The sequence below is a fragment of the Blautia sp. DFI.6.71 genome (assembly GCF_020593585.1).
Taxonomy (GTDB): Bacteria; Bacillota; Clostridia; order Lachnospirales; family Lachnospiraceae; genus Blautia_A; species Blautia_A wexlerae.
The window spans coordinates 1-19,530 of record NZ_JAJDMJ010000044.1 but is presented as its reverse complement, the minus strand read 5'-3'; the positions used below and the strand labels follow the sequence as shown (position 1 = coordinate 19,530).

Sequence of the window (19,530 nt, the reverse complement as noted above, 5' to 3'; positions counted from 1 at the left end):
TACTGACGAAAGTGAAAAACAATAAAAAACATGAAAGGAATCAGATAAATGAGCAGATGGGAAGAAAATATACGTAAAGTAATACCATATACACCAGGCGAGCAGCCCAATCAGCCGGATATGATCAAGCTGAATACCAACGAGAATCCGTATCCGCCGGCACCTGGAGTGGAGAAGGCGTTGAGGGAGATGGATACAGATACTATGAGACTTTATCCGGATCCTACAGCAGGAGAACTGGTACATGCCATTGCAAAGAATTACGGGCTGAAGGATGAACAGGTTTTTGTGGGAGTAGGTTCCGATGATGTGCTTGCCATGAGTTTCCTTACATTCTTTAATTCACAGAAGCCGGTTCTTTTTCCGGATATCACATATTCTTTTTATGATGTATGGGCAGACCTGTTTCGCATTCCATATGAGAGACCGGCACTGGATGAGAACTTTCATATAAGGAAGGAAGATTATTTCAGAGAAAACGGAGGAATTGTATTCCCGAATCCGAATGCGCCGACAGGTGTGGAGATGCCGCTGGAGGAAGTGGAGGATATTATCCGCCATAATCCTGATGTGATTGTGATCGTGGACGAGGCTTATGTGGATTTTGGTGGTCAGTCGGCGCTTCCATTGATTGAAAAATATGACAACCTTCTGGTCGTACAGACATTTTCCAAGTCGCGTTCTATGGCTGGGATGAGAATTGGTTTTGCGTGTGGAAATGAGAAACTGATCAGATTCCTGAATGATGTGAAGTATTCTTTTAATTCTTATACTATGGACCGTACAGCGATTGCTGCAGGTGTGGCGGCAGTTGAAGATAAAGCATATTTTGATGAGACATGTAATAAAATCATAGAGACAAGAGAATGGACAAAGAAAGAATTGAAGGCACTGGGATTCTCTTTTCAGGATTCTATGTCTAACTTTATTTTTGCTACGCATAAAACCTGCCCTGCGAAAGAACTTTTTGAGGCATTGAGAGGGCAGCATATTTATGTTCGTTACTTCCAGAAGGACAGAATTGACAATTTCCTTCGTATCACAGTTGGAACAAAGGAAGAAATGCAGAAATTTATTGATTTTTTGAAGGATTATCTGAAGTAAAAGTTAGGAGGTTTTATGGAAGCACTGGTACATTGGTTCTCGCAGAATCTGTCACAATATATTTCACCGGAAGGGGCAGTTTTTATTATTTCAATGATTCCGCTTTTGGAACTCAGGGGAGGATTGCTTGCAGCATCCTTACTTAAGATATCGGCTGCAAAGGCAATTCCACTGTGTATTGTTGGAAATATTATTCCTATTCCGTTTATTCTGTTGTTTATCAGACAGATTTTCAAGGTTTTAAAAAAGACGAAACTCTTTCGGGGACTTGTTATGAAATTGGAAGACAGGGCAATGAGAAAAAGTGATCAGGTAAAGAAATATGAGTTTTGGGGACTGATGCTGTTTGTGGGAATTCCGCTTCCGGGAACAGGGGCATGGACAGGATCTCTGATTGCATCTCTTCTGGAGATTGATATTAAGAAGTCTTCCCTGGCAATTTTTTGTGGCATTATTATGGCAACTGTCATTATGTATATTGTTTCTTATGGATTAGTGGGAAATCTGGTACATTAATTGTCTTCTTAAATAAGTGTTATTAATATCTGATTTACCGGAAATCCGGAGACATATTTTATGTCTCCGGATTTCTGCTTTTCTGTCGATAATATCAGTTTTATGACGTATAAAACAGCTTGCCAATAATAAAGATTTGGAATAATATGGTATTGTCAATTATGAAGAAGATGTGCTAAGATAAATATAAAGATACCGGTGTGCAGACAGGATTACTACAGGAATTAACTTGTCGACACAGGAGCAGGAGTATAATTTTCCTGCGATATGCATTGCTGCAGATCTGATATTCGTGTCACTTCAGACAGATTATCCCACTAACTGTTACAGGAAAAGTTAATAAAGAATAAATTACTCAGATACATAGGAAATCAGAAAAACAAAAATAAAAATAATTATCAATATTAACAATCAAAACAAAAAGCAGAGGATTATTTTATGAGAGAAAAGTATGAATCATTATCACTGGCAACTTTAAAGGATTTGGCAAAAGCCAGAGGATTAAAAGGGGTTTCAGCATTGAGAAAACCGGAATTGATCGAGAGAATGCTTCACGAAGATGAACTGGAAGGTGAGACAAAAAAACAGGAAACAGTCCGGGAGAAATCGCAGCAGAGTGAAGTGGAAGGTAACGGAGAGAGAATCCCCCAGTATAACAAAACACCGGAACGTACACAGTATCATGCCCCGGCAGAGGCAGTACAGCTTGACAGTGGAGAGAGAGCAGATGGAATCCTTGAGGTACTTCCGGATGGATATGGGTTTATCCGATGTGAGAATTATCTTCCGGGGGAAAATGATATTTATGTATCACCTTCTCAGATACGCAGATTTAACCTGAAAACAGGTGATATTATTAAGGGGAATATCCGTATCAAAACACAGGGAGAGAAATTCAGTGCCCTGCTATATGTGACCTCTATCAACGGATTCCATCCCAGTGAAGGGCAGAGACGATATAATTTTGAAGATATGACACCGATTTTCCCAAATGAGAGACTGATAATGGAAAGACCGGGCGGCACAGTTGCCATGAGGATCGTAGATCTGATCAGCCCTATCGGTAAAGGACAGAGAGGAATGATCGTATCTCCTCCGAAAGCCGGTAAGACAACTTTGCTGAAAGATGTGGCAAAGTCTATTCTGAGAAACAATCCGGACATGCATCTGATCATTCTTCTGATCGATGAGCGTCCTGAGGAGGTTACAGATATCAGGGAGGCCATCTGTGGCGATAATGTGGAAGTCATTTATTCTACATTTGATGAGCTTCCGGAACATCATAAACGTGTGTCTGAAATGGTAATAGAACGTGCACGTCGTCTGGTGGAACATAAAAAAGACGTTACAATTCTTCTTGATTCTATTACAAGACTGGCAAGGGCATACAACCTGATCATACCGCCCAGCGGACGAACTCTTTCCGGTGGTCTGGATCCGGCGGCTCTTCATATGCCGAAACGTTTCTTTGGTGCGGCCAGAAATATGAGAGAGGGCGGAAGCCTTACTATTCTTGCTACAGCGCTTGTGGATACGGGAAGTAAAATGGATGATGTAATTTATGAAGAATTTAAGGGAACCGGTAATATGGAACTGGTGCTTGACCGAAAACTGCAGGAAAAGCGGGTATTCCCTGCAATTGATATCCAGAAATCCGGTACAAGAAGAGAGGATCTGCTGCTGAGTAAAGAAGAACAGGAAGCGGTTTACATTATGCGAAAAGCCCTCAATGGAATGAAGTCAGAAGATGCGGTAGAACAGATCCTGAATATGTTTACCCGTACGAAAAATAATGCTGAATTTGTGCAGACTGTAAAAAAACAGAAGTTTATCTGAAACGTTGTAAAAAAACAGTTACTGTTCGCTCCGTTCTCAGTAACAAAAATATTAAATAAATTTTAAAATAAATTTTAAAATAACTTGCATTCCATGGGACGATATGTTATACTCATAAAGCTGTTTAATAGTAAATTCGTCAAATGAATACGAATAGAAAATAGAATCTTTACAGAGAGGTGAAAATCATGAGAGAAGGAATCCATCCTAATTATTATCAGGCAACTGTAACCTGCAACTGTGGTAACACATTCGTAACAGGATCTACAAAACAGGACATCCACGTAGAAATCTGCTCTAAATGTCATCCATTCTATACAGGTCAGCAGAAAGCAGCTCAGGCTCGTGGACGTATCGATAAGTTTAATAAGAAATACGGCCTGAACAAATAATCAGAATATAGTAAGAATTGAGAAGGTTGAGGTTGGGAAATCTCAGCCTTTCTTGTTTCTTTGGGAGAAATATAATGAAATCATCGAACATCGGCGGTCAGGCTGTAATGGAAGGCATTATGATGCGCCATAAGGATAAATATTCCATTGCTGTCCGCAGACCGGACAATGAGATTGAATTAAAAGTAGAAGATTACAAATGTGTATTCGGAAATGCAAAATTTCTCAAATATCCACTGATCCGAGGTGTGGTAAGCTTCGTGGATTCTCTGGTGGTCGGCACAAAATGTCTGATGTATTCAGCAGAGATTGCAGGGGATGAGGAGGACGAAGAGGATAAGCAGAAGAATGCTGCTCTTTCAGAAGAGGAGCTTGCTGCAAAAAAGGCAAAAGAAGATAAGCAGTTCAAATGGCTGTTATATGTGACAGTTGCTGTCTCGATCGTGGTATCAGTTGCCGCCTTTATGTTGCTGCCATACGCCCTTGCAAGTCTTTGCAGAAGGGTTGGCGCTTCGGAATTTGCAGTTACAATAGTTGAGGCATTTGTAAAGCTTGCATTGTTTATGGGATATATGCTTCTGATTTCCAGAATGAAGGATATTCAGAGAACATTTATGTATCATGGAGCAGAGCATAAGTGTATTAACTGTGTGGAACATGGACTGCCGCTTACGGTGGATAATGTTCTTGCAAGCTCCAGACTGCATAAGAGATGTGGAACCAGTTTTCTGTTTTTGGTTATGCTGGTCAGCATTTTTCTGCATTTTATTTTTGTATTGGTTCCGTTTTACTGGGTGAGACTGTTTGGAAGACTTCTTATGGTGCCGGTTGTAGCAGGAATATCTTTTGAGATTATTCAGTGGGCTGGAAGATCAGACAGCAAACTTGCTGACTTTTTCAGTAAACCGGGTCTGGCAATGCAGAAACTTACAACTAAGGAACCGACAGCAGATATGGCAGAGGTTGCGATCAGGGCTGTAGAGGCGGTTTTTGACTGGAAAGCATATCTGAAGGAAGAATTTGGAGTTGAAGCAGAACAATGAACGGAGAAACTCTGACAGGATTATTAAAAAAAGGACAGATGATCCTTGCACAGGCGGGGATTAAGGAAGCCGGGCTGGATGCCTGGCTTCTCCTGGAATATGTCACAGGAAAAAGCCGGGCGTATTATTTTGCATACGGAGAAGAAAGTGTCACAGAAAGTGTTGCTGAAAGATATCTGGAACTGATCAGCAGACGTGCGGGACACATACCGCTGCAGCATCTGACGCATCAGGCTTTTTTTATGGGGCATGAATTTTATGTGGATAAGAATGTACTGGTACCCAGACAGGATACGGAAACACTTGTGGAGTCCGCTCTTGAATGCATGAAAGCTGTGAAAAATCCATATATTCTTGATATGTGTACAGGATCCGGCTGTATTCTTATCAGTATTCTGAAGGAGAGAGCTGATGCACACGGAACAGGCGTGGATCTGTCAGATGAGGCACTGAAAGTGGCTGTGCGGAATGCACGGACACTGGAAGTGGCAGAGCATGCGGAATTCGTACAGAGTAATCTGTTTTCTGAAATGCAGAACATTGTGTACGGAACAGAGTATATGAAAAGGACTGCTGTAAAAGATACTGTAAAAATGACAGAATGCGAAAATAGTAATAGAAATTATAGCAGAGCTTATGATATGATTATATCAAATCCGCCATATATTCCTACGGCGGAAATTGAAGATCTTATGGATGAAGTAAAATTGCATGATCCGCGTATGGCGCTGGATGGTATGGAAGATGGACTTTATTTTTACAGAGCTATCACGAAACAGGCACAGGATCATCTTGTTCCGGGTGGCTGGCTTTTGTATGAAATCGGATGCAGCCAGGGAGAAGATGTGGCAGCTCTTTTGCGGAAATATAAATTTGAAGATATTGAGATAAGGCAGGATCTGGCCGGGTTGGACCGGGTGGTTCTGGGGCGAAAGAAATTACAGGAGGATAAATATGTTTGATAAATTAGACGATCTGCTCATTCGTTTTGAAGAGGTGCTTAATGAGCTTGGAGAGCCGGGAGTTACCGATAATCAGGAACATTTTCAGAAGCTGATGAAAGAGCAGAGCGATCTGCAGCCGATAGTAGATGCTTACCGGGAGTATAAGAAAAACAAAGAAACGATACAGGACAGTCTTTCCATGCTTGAGGAAGAGAAAGATGAAGATATGCGGGAAATGCTGAAGGAAGAACTGTCTGAGGCAAAGAAGAATGTAGAGGAACTGGAGCATGAACTTAAGATCCTTCTTCTTCCGAAAGATCCTAATGATAACAAGAACGTTATTGTGGAGATCCGTGCAGGTGCAGGTGGGGATGAAGCTGCCCTTTTTGCAGCAGAGATTTACCGTATGTATGTGAAATATGCAGAATCCCGCCGCTGGAAAACAGAAATGATGAGTCTCAATGAGAACGGAATTGGCGGATTTAAGGAAGTAACATTTATGATCACAGGTGCAGGTGCTTATTCCAGACTGAAATATGAAAGTGGTGTACATCGTGTACAGCGAGTTCCGGAAACAGAATCCGGCGGACGTATCCATACCTCTACCTGTACAGTTGCTATTATGCCGGAAGCAGAGGAAATCGATTTCCATCTGGATATGAATGACTGTAAATTCGATGTGTTCCGTGCATCCGGAAACGGCGGACAGTGTGTCAATACAACAGACTCTGCTGTGCGACTGACACATATTCCTACCGGAATCGTAATTTCCTGCCAGGATGAGAAGTCACAGCTTAAGAATAAAGATAAAGCACTGAAAGTTCTTCGCTCCCGTCTGTATGAGATGGAGCTTGCCAAACAGCATGATGCTGAGGCTGAGGCAAGAAGAAGCCAGATTGGAACAGGTGACCGTTCAGAGAAGATCAGAACTTATAATTTTCCACAGGGCCGTGTGACAGACCACAGAATCAAACTGACACTGCACAGACTGGAGAATGTTCTGAACGGGGATCTGGATGAGATCATTGACAGTCTGATCGCAGCAGATCAGGCAGCAAAATTAAGTAATCTTCAGGATGCGGAATAGAATATTGCGGAGAGGGTATGTGACAGAAGATGACTGAAAAAGTATTGATATGAGAGAAGAATGTCAGGAGGAAAATATTTATGCAGAAAACAGCACTTGTAATTATGGCGGCAGGAATCGGAAGTCGTTTTGGAAAAGGAATCAAGCAGCTTGCACCGGTGGGAACATGTGGAGAGATTATTATGGATTATTCCATCCACGATGCGCTGGAAGCCGGATTTAACAAAGTAGTGTTTATTATCCGTAAAGATCTGGAAGAAGAGTTTCGCAGAGTGATCGGCGAGCGTATTGAGAAAATTACGGAAGTAGAATATGTATTCCAGGAGCTTGATGATCTGCCGGAGGGATTTACGAAACCGGCTGACCGCACAAAACCCTGGGGAACCGGACAGGCTGTACTTGCTGCAAAGAAGGTTCTGGATGAGCCATTTATTGTTATCAATGCAGATGATTATTATGGGAAAGAAGCTTATGTGAAGGTGCATGATTATCTTGTGCAGGAACGGCAAAAGGACGGAAAACTCCACATCTGCATGGCCGGTTTCAGGCTTGGAAATACATTGAGCGATAATGGAAGCGTTACCAGAGGAATCTGCCATATTGAGAATGGACGGCTTACAGGTGTGACAGAGACGCATGATATATTTAAGACTGCCACAGGTGCAGAGTCAAGAAATGCGGACGGAAGTGTGCAGGAACTGGATGTAAAGGATCTGGTGTCCATGAATATGTGGGGACTGACGCCGGACTTTATGGAGGTTCTCGAGAAAGGATTTGCAGAATTTCTCAGTGGACTCGCACCGGAAGATACAAAAAAGGAATATCTGCTTCCGGAGTTAGTTGACCATCTGATCAAAAATGAAAGTGCTGAAGTTGATGTCCTGGAGACAAAGGATACATGGTTTGGTGTAACCTATCAGGAAGATAAAGAAACAGTAATGAGAGCATTTAAAAATCTTACAGAAGCGGGTATATATCCTCAGGGACTTTATCAATAAGTTAAGCAGATATCTGTAGCTTTCGCAGGAGACATGTCTGATCTGATTAAAAGCAGTTTTGGGTGTGATCCGGGAAATACAGTATGCAGTGCAGAAACAGAGGATATTGTAAAAAGTAAAGGAGAGCAATTATGGGAAAATATTTTGGAACAGATGGATTTCGTGGAGAAGCAAATGTTAAACTGACAGTAGATCATGCATTTAAGGTGGGGCGCTACGTAGGCTGGTATTATGGAAGAGACCATAAAGCTAAGATTGTTATTGGAAAAGATACAAGAAGAAGCAGTTATATGTTTGAATATGCACTTGTTGCAGGTCTGACAGCGTCCGGTGCAGATGTATATCTTCTTCATGTAACGACGACCCCAAGTGTTTCCTATGCAGTACGTACAGAGGATTTTGACTGTGGTATTATGATCTCCGCAAGCCATAATCCATTCTATGATAATGGTATCAAACTTCTCAATGGAAACGGACAGAAGATTGAAGCGGAAGTAGAAGCAAGGATTGAAGCATATCTGGATGGCCTGATCGAGGATCTTCCTCTGGCAACTAAAGAAGATATTGGACGCACTGTGGATTTTGCTTCAGGAAGAAATCGTTATATCGGACATCTGATCTCTATTCCAAGCAGGGATTTCAAAGGCATTAAAGTAGGGCTTGACTGTGCAAACGGAAGTTCTTCAGCTATTGCAAAGAGTGTATTTGAGGCACTTCAGGCAAAGACTTATGTGATCAATAACCAGCCGGATGGTACAAATATCAATACAAACTGTGGCTCTACCCATATTGAAGTCCTGCAGAAATATGTTGTGGACAATGGATTGGATATCGGTTTTGCTTATGATGGTGATGCAGATCGCTGTATTGCTGTTGACCATAAGGGAAATGTGGTCGACGGTGATAAGATTATGTATGTATGTGGAAAATATCTCAAGGAGCAGGGCAGATTAAAAGATGATACAGTAGTAACCACTGTTATGTCAAATCTCGGTCTGTACAAATCTCTGGAGAGAGAGGGTATGAAATATGAGCAGACTGCAGTAGGAGATAAATATGTGGCAGAGAATATGATGGAGAATGGATACAGTCTTGGCGGTGAGCAGTCCGGACATATTATTTTCAGCCGTTACGCTGCAACTGGTGATGGAATCCTTACTTCTCTCATGGTAATGGAAGCGTGTGTAGAGAAGAAAGCAACTCTGTGTGATCTGGCAAGGGAAATGAAGGTTTATCCACAGCTTCTCAGAAATGTCCGGGTGGCAGACAAGAAGATTGCGAGAGAGAATCCGAAGGTAGTTGCTGCTGTAGAGGAAGTTGCAAAGAAACTGGGAAGTGATGGGCGTATTCTGGTACGCGAGAGTGGCACAGAGCCATTGATTCGTGTTATGGTAGAAGCCGGAACAGATGAACTCTGCCTTGAGAATGTTGATCATGTAGTAAAGGTAATGGAATCTGAAGGATTGCTCATTGACTGATTTACTGGCAAAGGAATTACATGTATAACAGAAAAAAAAGATTATTTCTGACTGCTGTCTGCTTAAGCCTTGGACTTCTGACAGGCTGCAATGTGGGAAATACAAAGAATTATAAACAGGCTGCACAGGATCTGGAACAGGGAAATTATGAGGCAGCACTTGAAGAATACGAGACAGCAATTTCTGAAGGAGTGAAGCCTGCACAGTCGTACAGAGGTGCAGGTGTAGCGAAACTCAAGCTTGGAAACTATGAAGAAGCCATAACATATTTCAATGATGCGCTTAAATGTGACAAAGTTGGCAAAGCATTAAAGAAAGATATTCTGTCGTATAGAGCTGTGGCTTATCTCAAAGTAAAGGATTATGAGGCAGCGCTGGAAGACTGCCAGACTCTGGCAGAAAACTATAAAATGGATGCGGATCTGTACTTCCTTACGGGAGAAACAGCATTGGCCATGGATTCCTATGAGGAAGCTTCTGCTAATTTTGAACAGGCCTACGGCGAAGATGCAACTTATGACAGAGCTATCCAGATCTACGGGGCATATCTGAACAGGGATATGGAAGCAGACGGAACCCGTTATCTGGAAGCTGCTTTGTCAGGAACTGCAAAAAATGCAGAGGATCATTGTGACCGCGGCAGAGTTTATTATTATATGGATGATTATGAAAATGCTGAAAGTGAACTGAAACAGGCCATAGACGGCGATAATACGGAGGCACTGGTTCTGCTTGGTATGGTATATATGGATAAAGGAGACAGCGCAAATGCAAAAGCAATGTTTCAGCAGTATGTATCACAGGCAGAAAACGGAGCCAAAGGATTTAACGGACTTGCACTGTGTGATATAGAGGATGGGGATTATGACAGTGCCCTTTCTGATATAGAAAGCGGAATCCATGTGGCAGGAGCGGAGGATATGCAGAGTCTGCTGTTTAATGAGATCGTAGTCTATGAGAAGAAACTGGATTTTCAGACTGCTTTGCAGAAAGCACAGGAATATCTGGAATTATACCCGGAAGATAAAACTGTTAAGAAGGAACTTGCATTTCTTAAAACGCGTGTGTAATATCCATCTGACTGAGGAGAATTTATGGAAGAATTTGGAAAGCTTGAAGAACGGGTGGTTCTTGTGGGAGTGCAGACGGATGATCATGATAATGTGGAAGAATCCCTGGATGAACTGAAGGAGCTTGCATCAACTGCAGGAGCTGTTACAGTGGGAAGAATCATTCAGAATCGTGAGTCTGTGCATCCCGGAACTTATATTGGAAAAGGAAAGATAGAGGAAGTACGTGCACTGGTATATGCTATGGATGCAACCGGAATTATCTGTGATGACGAACTTTCTCCTGCACAGCTGAATAATCTGGAGCGGGAACTGGACTGTAAGGTGATGGACAGGACATTATTGATTCTGGACATTTTTGCAGCGAGAGCTATAACCAGTGAGGGTAAAATACAGGTAGAGCTTGCACAGCTTCGCTACAGATCTGCCCGTCTGGTCGGTCTCAGGGAATCTCTTTCCCGTCTGGGAGGTGGAATCGGAACCAGAGGTCCGGGAGAGAAAAAGCTGGAGACAGACCGTCGTCTTATCCGTACAAGGATCTCTGCTTTGAAGCAGGAATTATCCCAGGTGGAGAAACACAGGGAACTGATCCGTTCCAGCCGGGCCAGAGGCAATATGAAGACTGCTGCGATCGTAGGATATACAAATGCGGGAAAATCTACGCTGCTGAACACACTGACAGGCTCAGAGGTTTTATCAGAGGATAAACTGTTTGCTACACTGGATCCAACTACCAGACTTTTAAATTTGAAGGACGGACAGCAGATTCTTCTCACAGATACGGTTGGATTTATCCATAAGCTTCCGCATCATCTGGTCGAAGCATTCAAGAGCACATTGGAAGAGGCCAAATATGCAGATTATATTATCCATGTGGTAGATTCTTCCAATCCGCAGGCAGAGATGCAGATGCATGTGGTATATGAGACATTAAAAGAATTGGGAGTGATGGGAAAGAAGATCATCACACTCTTTAATAAGCAGGATGCGCCGGGGGCATGCGTACTGCGAGATTTTAAATCGGACTATACGCTGAAGGTCTCTGCAAAGACAGGCGAGGGTCTTGCAGATCTGAATGATCTTCTGGAGAAGATTCTTGCTGAAGAACAGATTTATGTGGAGCGCCTTTTCCCTTATCAGGAAGCAGGAAAAATCCAGCTGATCCGCGAATATGGTCAGCTTATCTCAGAGGAATACACAGAGGAAGGGATTGCTGTGAAGGCAAGGGTGCCGAAAGAAATCTACGCCAGAGTTGTATAAAAAAATATTTTGAAAAATAAGAAAATACCATATATTGTGCCTTTTACGGAAATGAGGAACATTATGTGGTATTTTTGTGTGTTGACGAACCGGTGATACTCTGATACAATGAACCTACAGTGTTACTCAGAGCAAAGTGGATAGTAACGACAGAAATATCTCCGGTAAGAATATGCAGGAGAAACAGATTAACAAGAGAAAATGGGGGCATTAGATATGTTTCAGGTAGTAAAACGTGATGGCGAAGTGGATGAGTTTAAAATAGGTAAGATCACAGCGGCTATCCATAAAGCCTTTGATGCAAAAGAGAAAAATTATAGCGAAGAGATGATTGATCTCTTAGGGCTGCGTGTTACTTCTGATTTTCAGAAAAAGATTACAGATAATAAGATTACAGTAGAAGAAATTCAGGACAGTGTGGAGAATGTGCTGATCCAGGCCGGATATGCAGATGTGGCAAAAGCCTACATTCTTTACCGCAAGCAGAGGGAAAAGGTTCGCAACATGAAGTCAACGATCCTGGATTACAAAGAAATCGTAAACAGTTATGTGAAGGTTGAGGACTGGCGTGTAAAGGAGAACTCCACAGTTACTTATTCAGTTGGAGGTCTGATCTTAAGCAACTCCGGTGCAGTTACTGCAAATTACTGGCTGTCTGAGATTTATGACAATGAAATCGCAGATGCACACAGAAATGCGGATATTCATATTCATGACTTGTCCATGCTGACCGGATATTGTGCAGGATGGTCACTGAAACAGCTGATTCAGGAGGGACTTGGCGGCATTGAAGGCAAGATCACATCTTCACCTGCAAAGCATCTGAGTGTTCTCTGCAATCAGATGGTAAACTTTCTTGGGATTATGCAGAATGAATGGGCCGGAGCGCAGGCTTTCTCATCCTTTGATACTTATCTGGCACCTTTTGTCAAGGCAGATAATTTAAGCTATCCGGAAGTGAAGAAATGTATTGAGTCTTTTATTTATGGAGTCAATACCCCAAGCAGATGGGGAACACAGGCACCTTTCTCCAACATTACGCTGGACTGGACAGTACCGGATGATCTTGCAGAGCTTCCGGCTATCGTAGGCGGAAAGAATATGGATTTCAAGTACAAAGACTGCAAAAAAGAGATGGATATGATCAATAAGGCATTTATTGAGACCATGATCGAGGGGGATGCCAACGGACGCGGGTTCCAGTATCCTATTCCGACCTATTCCATAACAAATGAGTTTGACTGGTCTGATACAGAGAATAACCGCCTTCTTTTTGAGATGACATCCAAATATGGAACACCGTATTTCTCAAACTATATTAACAGTGATATGAAACCAAGTGATATCCGCAGTATGTGCTGCCGTCTGCGTCTGGATCTGAGAGAACTCCGCAAGAAGAGCGGTGGTTTCTTCGGATCAGGAGAGAGTACCGGTTCTGTGGGGGTAGTAACTATAAATATGCCGCGTATCGCATATCTTTCCAAGACACCGGAAGAGTTTTACAATCGTCTGGATCGCTTAATGGATATTTCCGCACGTTCTCTGCATATTAAACGTGAAGTAATTGGTAAGCTGCTGGATGAGGGATTATATCCTTATACAAAGAGATATCTTGGAAGCTTTTCCAATCATTTCTCTACCATTGGACTAGTGGGAATGAACGAGGTTGGTCTGAATGCCCGCTGGCTGGGAAAAGATATGTCTGATGAGCGTACGCAGAGATTTACAAAAGAAGTTCTTCTTCATATGCGGGAACGTCTGTCCGATTATCAGGAGAAGTACGAAGGAGAACTGTTTAATCTTGAGGCAACTCCTGCTGAATCTACTGCCTATCGTCTGGCCAAACATGACAGAAAACGCTGGCCGGATATTAAGACTGCAGGCAAGGAAGGGGATACTCCTTATTATACAAACAGTTCTCATCTTCCGGTTGAATATACCACAGATATTTTTGATGCACTGGATATTCAGGATGATCTGCAGACGCTTTATACATCAGGTACTGTATTCCATGCATTTATCGGTGAGAAGCTTCCTGACTGGAAAGCAGCAGCAGCACTGGTACGTAAGATCGCAGAGAATTATAAACTGCCGTATTATACGATTTCGCCGACCTATTCTGTATGTAAGGAACATGGCTACATCAGCGGAGAGCATTTCACTTGTCCGAAATGTGGTAAGAAGGCGGAGGTTTACAGTCGTATCACAGGATATTACAGACCTGTACAGAACTGGAATGACGGTAAAGCACAGGAGTATAAGAACCGTACGCTTTATGATGTGGTGCATTCAGATATCAGAAAAATACAGCCGGTTCATGCCAGTGTAGTTACTGTGACCAAGGATGATGTGAAGATAGAACCTGTGGCATCACATAAATACCTGTTTACAACCAGTACTTGTCCGAACTGCAGAGTGGCCAAGAAGATACTGGAAGGCAGGGAGTTCGAGATTATTGATGCGGAGAAGAATCCGGAGATGGTGAAGGAGTTTGGAATTATGCAGGCTCCGACTCTGGTGATCACAGACGGTGAGCATATGACGAAATATGTAAATACATCCAATATTAAGAAATATGTGGATGAGGGATTATAAAGATACTGAGAGAGTTGACCGGAGGATAAAAGAGATGATCAAACAGAATGTTGTATTTGTGGAAAATAAAGCAGGAAGTCTGAAAAGAGTGACAGGGATACTTGCAGATAACGGGATTAATATTTATGGATTTGCATGCTTCGATGCACCGGAGTTTGCAATCTTCCGTATGATCTGCAACGATCCGGATAAAGCGGAAATTGTTTTAAACAGGAGTGGATATATGAATCGTATTACACAGGCGATCGTAGTTGATATGAAAGATCAGGCAGGCGGTCTGGATGAACTCCTGAAAGTAGCATCAGACAGTAATGTAAGTCTTGACTATATTTATACTTCTTTCCACAGAAAAGATCTCAGACCTGTAGTAATTCTTCAGACGGAGGATGGTGCAGTGACAGAATGCATTTTTAAGAATAATAGATTTAATGTATTTACTTCAGCAGAAGAACTGGAGAAATAATACTGTATAAGACAGTGAGAGAATCACAGGACTGGGGATGGTTCTGTGATTTTTTGTATATTCATATAGGAAAGTTGAATACATCTTGACTATATGACTAGGAATACTATATAATAAAAGAAAACAATGATAATCCGACGAAATTTAATTAGGAGGTTTTGAAAAATGCAGATTTCTACAAAAGGAAGATATGCTCTGAGACTTATGCTTGATCTTGCAGTTCATAATACAGGAGAACTGGTCAAGATCAAAGATATTTCTGCAAGGGAAAATATTTCAGAAAAATATCTGGAACAGATTATTTCATCATTAAAGAAGGCGGGATATGTAAAGAGCCTGAGAGGGGCACAGGGCGGTTATATGCTTGCCAGAGAGCCGGAAACATATACGGTGGGAACTATTCTGAGACTGACAGAAGGCAGCATGAAGCCGGTAGCCTGTCTGGAGGACGAACCGAATCAGTGCAGCAGAGCCGGGGAATGCGTCACACTCCGTCTCTGGAAGATGCTTGATGAAGCTATTGAGGGAGTACTGGATAAGGTTACATTGCAGGATCTTAAAGACTGGTATGAAGAGATGGGAAATGATTATGTAATTTGATTTTCCCTCTTGACAACAGTGGATTTATAGAATATCATGTATATAACATATAATTCATATATACTTAGTATGAAATAAGGAGGACGAACTCATGGCAAAAATCTATAAAAATGCAGCGGAACTGGTTGGAAATACTCCTCTCCTTGAGGTTGGAAATCTTGAAAAAGAGCTTGGGCTGGAAGCGAGAATACTTGTGAAGCTTGAGTATTTTAACCCGGCAGGAAGTGCCAAAGACCGTATCGCCCTGAGTATGATCGAAGACGCTGAAGAGAGAGGCGTTCTGAAGCCTGGCGCAGTGATCATCGAGCCTACATCAGGTAACACCGGAATCGGTCTTGCTTCTCTTGCTGCAATCAAAGGATACAGAGTGATACTTACGATGCCTGAGACAATGAGTGTTGAGAGAAGGAATATTCTGAAAGCATACGGTGCAGAAATCGTATTGACAGATGGAACAAAAGGTATGAATGGCGCAATCGCCAAAGCAAACGAACTTGCGAAGGAATATGAGAACAGTTTTATCCCGGGACAGTTTGATAACCCTGCAAATCCTGCGATCCACAAAAAGACCACAGGTCCGGAAATCTGGAGAGACACAGACGGACAGGTAGATGTTTTTGTGGCAGGTGTTGGTACAGGCGGAACGATCACCGGTGTTGGTGAATATTTGAAATCCCAGAATCCTGACGTGAAAGTAGTGGCAGTAGAGCCTGCAACTTCCCCTGTACTTTCTCAGGGAAAGAGCGGTCCGCATAAGATTCAGGGAATCGGTGCGGGATTTGTTCCGAAGGCATTAAATACAGAGGTTTATGATGAGGTTTTTCCGGTTGAGAATGAGGATGCTTTTACAGTTGGCAAGCTGATCGCCAAACATGAGGGAATTCTTGTTGGTATTTCTTCCGGTGCAGCTCTCTATGCGGCAATCCAGCTGGCTAAGAGACCGGAGAATAAAGGAAAAACAATCGTAGCTCTTCTTCCGGATTCCGGTGACCGTTACTATTCTACTCCATTATTTGTGTAAAATAAAAAAGCCCTTTTTAGGGCTTTTTTTATTTTACATAAATGTGTTAGAATAGATATGCTGTACAAATGATTTTTATGTAACTGTTCAGTATTTTGCAGAACAGCTAACATAATATAAATAAAATTATCATAAACAATAATATTCCGTGTAATCGGATCACAGAACAGGATGGAATAAAAATGAGAAAAGCAATTATCGCAATGAGCGGCGGAGTGGACAGCTCTGTGGCAGCTCTGCTTACAAAGGAAACCGGTGATGAATGTATCGGTGCTACCATGAAATTATTTCACAATGAGGACATAGGAGTAAAGAGAGAGAAAACCTGCTGTTCTCTGGATGATGTGGAGGATGCCAGAAATGTCTGCTACAGAATGGGGATCAGGTACTATGTTTTTAACTTTTCCGAGAGGTTTAAAGAGGATGTTATGGACCGCTTTGTGGATGCCTATGAGCATGGAGCCACGCCAAATCCCTGCATTGACTGCAATCGTTATCTGAAATTTGACAAGATGTTTCAGAGAATGCGTGAACTGGAGTATGATTATATTGTAACCGGACATTATGCACGTGTGGAATATGATGAGGAGAAGAACCGTTACTTATTAAAGAAAGCTGTGGATGATACGAAGGATCAGAGTTATGTGCTTTATATGCTGACACAGGAGCAGCTTGCGCATATTTCCCTGCCCCTTGGCGGGCTTCGCAAAACGGAAGTGCGTGAGATCGCAGAGAAGCATGGCTTTGTTAATGCCAGAAAGCATGATAGCCAGGATATCTGTTTCGTACCGGACGGTGATTATGCAAAGTTTATTGAACAGTACACAGGACGTAAATCAATCCCGGGCGATTTTGTAGATACAGAAGGAAACATTCTTGGTAAACATAAAGGAATCATCCACTATACACTTGGCCAGAGAAGAGGACTTGGTATTCCGGCAGCATCCAGACTGTATGTGTGTGATATTTCTCCAAAGACCAATCAGGTGGTTCTGGGAAATAATGAGGATCTTTTCCATTCGGAACTGACCGCAACAAAGGTCAATCTGATTTCCTGTGAATCTCTGAAGGAGCCAATGAGACTGAAAGCAAAGATCCGTTACCGTCATCCGGAGCAGGAGGCCTTAGCATGGCAGACGGAAGATGGAGTGCTGCACGTGCGTTTTGATAAACCACAGAGAGCTATCACCAGAGGGCAGGCAGTTGTGTTATATGATGGTGATATCGTTGTAGGCGGCGGCGTGATTGAAAATTGTATTAAATGACAGATCATCCTTGTCTTTCGCATTTTGTCGGACTGTCTTATCTGCACTGTTTTTTTGGAAACGTTATAGTTATTAGCTATTAAACGCTATAGAAAATTTCCTATTGACGTACTAGGAATTAAATGGTAATATACAACTATGCTAAATCATATCAAACAGATATGAAAAGCGTAGAAACAAAAATGACTTGCAGATAAGGGGCTTAAGAGCCGGAATCAGTTTTGCAGAGAAAAAGATTATTATAAATCAGAGAAAGATGAGGATATACACATGAGCAAAAAAATCGAAAGAAAAGACAGACATTTCAAATTTGAAACATTACAGCTTCACGTAGGACAGGAGAGTCCGGATCCGGTTACAGATGCAAGAGCAGTACCAATCTATCAGACATCTTCTTATGTATTCAGAAACTGCGATCATGCAGCTGCACGTTTCGGACTTGCAGATGCAGGTAACATTTACGGACGTCTTACAAACCCGACTGAAGATGTATTCGAGAAAAGAATCGCAGCGCTTGAAGGCGGTTCTGCGGCACTTGCAGTAGCATCCGGTGCAGCAGCGATCACATATACAATTGAGAATCTTGCACAGCAGGGTGACCACATTGTAGCAGCCAAGAATATTTACGGTGGAACAACAAACCTTTTGGAGCATACACTTCCGGCTTATGGAATCACAACAACATTCGTTGATGTATTTGATCTTGAAGAAGTAGAGAACGCAATTCAGGATAACACAAAAGCTGTTTACATCGAGACTCTTGGAAACCCGAACTCTGATGTAGTTGATATTGAAGCTATCGCAAAGATTGCTCATGCACATAAGATTCCGCTTGTAGTGGATAACACATTTGCAACACCTTACCTTGTAAGACCAATCGAATATGGTGCAGATATCGTTGTTCATTCTGCAACTAAATTCATCGGTGGACATGGTACAACAATCGGAGGTGTGATCGTTGAGAGTGGTAAATTTGACTGGGAAGCATCAGGTAAATTCGCATCTCTGACAGAACCGAACTCAAGCTATCATGGCGTAAGCTTTACAAAGGCATGCGGACCGGCAGCATTTGTTACAAAGATTCGTGCAATTCTTCTTCGTGATACAGGTGCAACCATCTCTCCGGTAAGCTCATTCATTTTCCTTCAGGGACTTGAAACACTGTCACTTCGTGTTGAACGCCATGTAGAGAATGCACTGAAAGTTGTTCAGTACTTAAATAACCATCCGCAGGTAGAGAAAGTTCATCATCCGTCTGTATCCACAGATCCGGTTCAGCAGGAGCTTTATAAGAAATACTTCCCGAATGGCGGCGGTTCCATCTTTACATTTGAGATTAAAGGTGATGCGCAGAAGGCAAAGGACTTCATTGATAATCTGGAACTGTTCTCATTGCTTGCAAATGTAGCTGATGTTAAATCTCTTGTTATCCATCCGGCTACAACAACACACAGCCAGTGCACAGAAGAAGAACTTCTCGATCAGGGTATCAAACCAAATACAATTCGTCTTTCCATTGGTACAGAGAATATTGACGATATCATTCAGGATCTTGATGAAGCATTTAAGGCAGTTGCTGAATAATACAGATATAACATCCTTATATATTGTATAAATAAAACATGAATAAAAAGACCATCTTCCGGATTTTCCCCCATATCTGAAAGATGGTCTTTTTTTTGGAATGTTTCAATTGTATGGTTTACAGACTTGACAAATTATAAAAATACTATATAATACAGAAATGCAAATAAGTTGCAAATGTAAATGAGTTGCAAATACAAATAAAGTGCAAATATAAGGTGCAAATTACGCTCAAACGGAATGCCAGTTCCGCTACTGCGGAACGGCTATTCCA

General features: G+C 42.0%; 17 protein-coding genes. All 17 read left to right on the top strand.

From position 1 onward, the window contains the following. Positions 1 to 48: 48 nt before the first annotated feature. The 17 genes from hisC to LJE12_RS15080 all read left to right on the top strand — a co-directional run bounded on the left by hisC (position 49) and on the right by LJE12_RS15080 (position 19,256). The gene (gene hisC, locus LJE12_RS15160; RefSeq protein WP_025579247.1) at positions 49 to 1,104 is read left to right on the top strand and encodes a histidinol-phosphate transaminase; all 1,056 of its coding nucleotides are present in this window, start codon (positions 49 to 51) and stop codon (positions 1,102 to 1,104) included. Between the two features lie 15 nt (positions 1,105 to 1,119). After that, positions 1,120 to 1,620, top strand: a complete 501-nt coding sequence (locus tag LJE12_RS15155; RefSeq protein WP_008706441.1) for a COG2426 family protein — start codon at positions 1,120 to 1,122, stop codon at positions 1,618 to 1,620. Between the two features lie 438 nt (positions 1,621 to 2,058). Beyond that, positions 2,059 to 3,456: a transcription termination factor Rho gene (rho, locus tag LJE12_RS15150; protein ID WP_025579236.1), complete on the top strand. Its 1,398-nt coding sequence runs from the start codon at positions 2,059 to 2,061 to the stop codon at positions 3,454 to 3,456. A gap of 188 nt (positions 3,457 to 3,644) precedes the next feature. Further along, a complete protein-coding gene (rpmE, locus tag LJE12_RS15145; protein ID WP_020993628.1) occupies positions 3,645 to 3,848 on the top strand; it encodes a 50S ribosomal protein L31 in 204 nt (67 codons plus the stop codon). Positions 3,849 to 3,922: 74 nt separating this feature from the next. Further along, on the top strand, positions 3,923 to 4,891 hold the full coding sequence (locus LJE12_RS15140; protein WP_022380506.1) for a DUF1385 domain-containing protein: 969 nt from the start codon (positions 3,923 to 3,925) through the stop codon (positions 4,889 to 4,891). Next, on the top strand, positions 4,888 to 5,853 hold the full coding sequence (gene prmC / locus LJE12_RS15135; RefSeq protein WP_008706447.1) for a peptide chain release factor N(5)-glutamine methyltransferase: 966 nt from the start codon (positions 4,888 to 4,890) through the stop codon (positions 5,851 to 5,853). The genes LJE12_RS15140 and prmC overlap by 4 nt, the downstream gene beginning before the upstream one ends. Then, a complete protein-coding gene (gene prfA / locus LJE12_RS15130; RefSeq protein ID WP_008706449.1) occupies positions 5,846 to 6,922 on the top strand; it encodes a peptide chain release factor 1 in 1,077 nt (358 codons plus the stop codon). The genes prmC and prfA overlap by 8 nt, the downstream gene beginning before the upstream one ends. A gap of 80 nt (positions 6,923 to 7,002) precedes the next feature. Next, positions 7,003 to 7,920, top strand: coding sequence for a nucleotidyltransferase family protein (locus LJE12_RS15125; protein WP_025579233.1), 918 nt, complete (start codon positions 7,003 to 7,005; stop codon positions 7,918 to 7,920). 131 nt (positions 7,921 to 8,051) lie between these two features. Beyond that, complete coding sequence (glmM, locus tag LJE12_RS15120; protein ID WP_119245620.1) at positions 8,052 to 9,398, top strand: phosphoglucosamine mutase; 1,347 nt, start codon at positions 8,052 to 8,054, stop codon at positions 9,396 to 9,398. Between the two features lie 20 nt (positions 9,399 to 9,418). Next, a complete protein-coding gene (locus tag LJE12_RS15115) occupies positions 9,419 to 10,468 on the top strand; it encodes a tetratricopeptide repeat protein (RefSeq protein WP_025579231.1) in 1,050 nt (349 codons plus the stop codon). Positions 10,469 to 10,492: 24 nt separating this feature from the next. Further along, a complete protein-coding gene (gene hflX / locus LJE12_RS15110; RefSeq protein WP_227226977.1) occupies positions 10,493 to 11,728 on the top strand; it encodes a GTPase HflX in 1,236 nt (411 codons plus the stop codon). 216 nt (positions 11,729 to 11,944) lie between these two features. Then, a complete protein-coding gene (locus tag LJE12_RS15105; RefSeq protein WP_173681372.1) occupies positions 11,945 to 14,323 on the top strand; it encodes a ribonucleoside triphosphate reductase in 2,379 nt (792 codons plus the stop codon). 34 nt (positions 14,324 to 14,357) lie between these two features. Next, the gene (locus LJE12_RS15100) at positions 14,358 to 14,786 is read left to right on the top strand and encodes an ACT domain-containing protein (protein WP_227226978.1); all 429 of its coding nucleotides are present in this window, start codon (positions 14,358 to 14,360) and stop codon (positions 14,784 to 14,786) included. 165 nt (positions 14,787 to 14,951) lie between these two features. Beyond that, a complete protein-coding gene (locus LJE12_RS15095) occupies positions 14,952 to 15,386 on the top strand; it encodes an RrF2 family transcriptional regulator (RefSeq protein ID WP_008706458.1) in 435 nt (144 codons plus the stop codon). A gap of 91 nt (positions 15,387 to 15,477) precedes the next feature. Next, positions 15,478 to 16,407, top strand: a complete 930-nt coding sequence (cysK, locus tag LJE12_RS15090; protein WP_026648272.1) for a cysteine synthase A — start codon at positions 15,478 to 15,480, stop codon at positions 16,405 to 16,407. 182 nt (positions 16,408 to 16,589) lie between these two features. Beyond that, positions 16,590 to 17,672, top strand: a complete 1,083-nt coding sequence (mnmA, locus tag LJE12_RS15085) for a tRNA 2-thiouridine(34) synthase MnmA (RefSeq protein WP_173680819.1) — start codon at positions 16,590 to 16,592, stop codon at positions 17,670 to 17,672. 270 nt (positions 17,673 to 17,942) lie between these two features. Continuing rightward, positions 17,943 to 19,256, top strand: coding sequence for an O-acetylhomoserine aminocarboxypropyltransferase/cysteine synthase family protein (locus LJE12_RS15080; protein WP_008706464.1), 1,314 nt, complete (start codon positions 17,943 to 17,945; stop codon positions 19,254 to 19,256). Positions 19,257 to 19,530 lie beyond the last annotated feature (274 nt).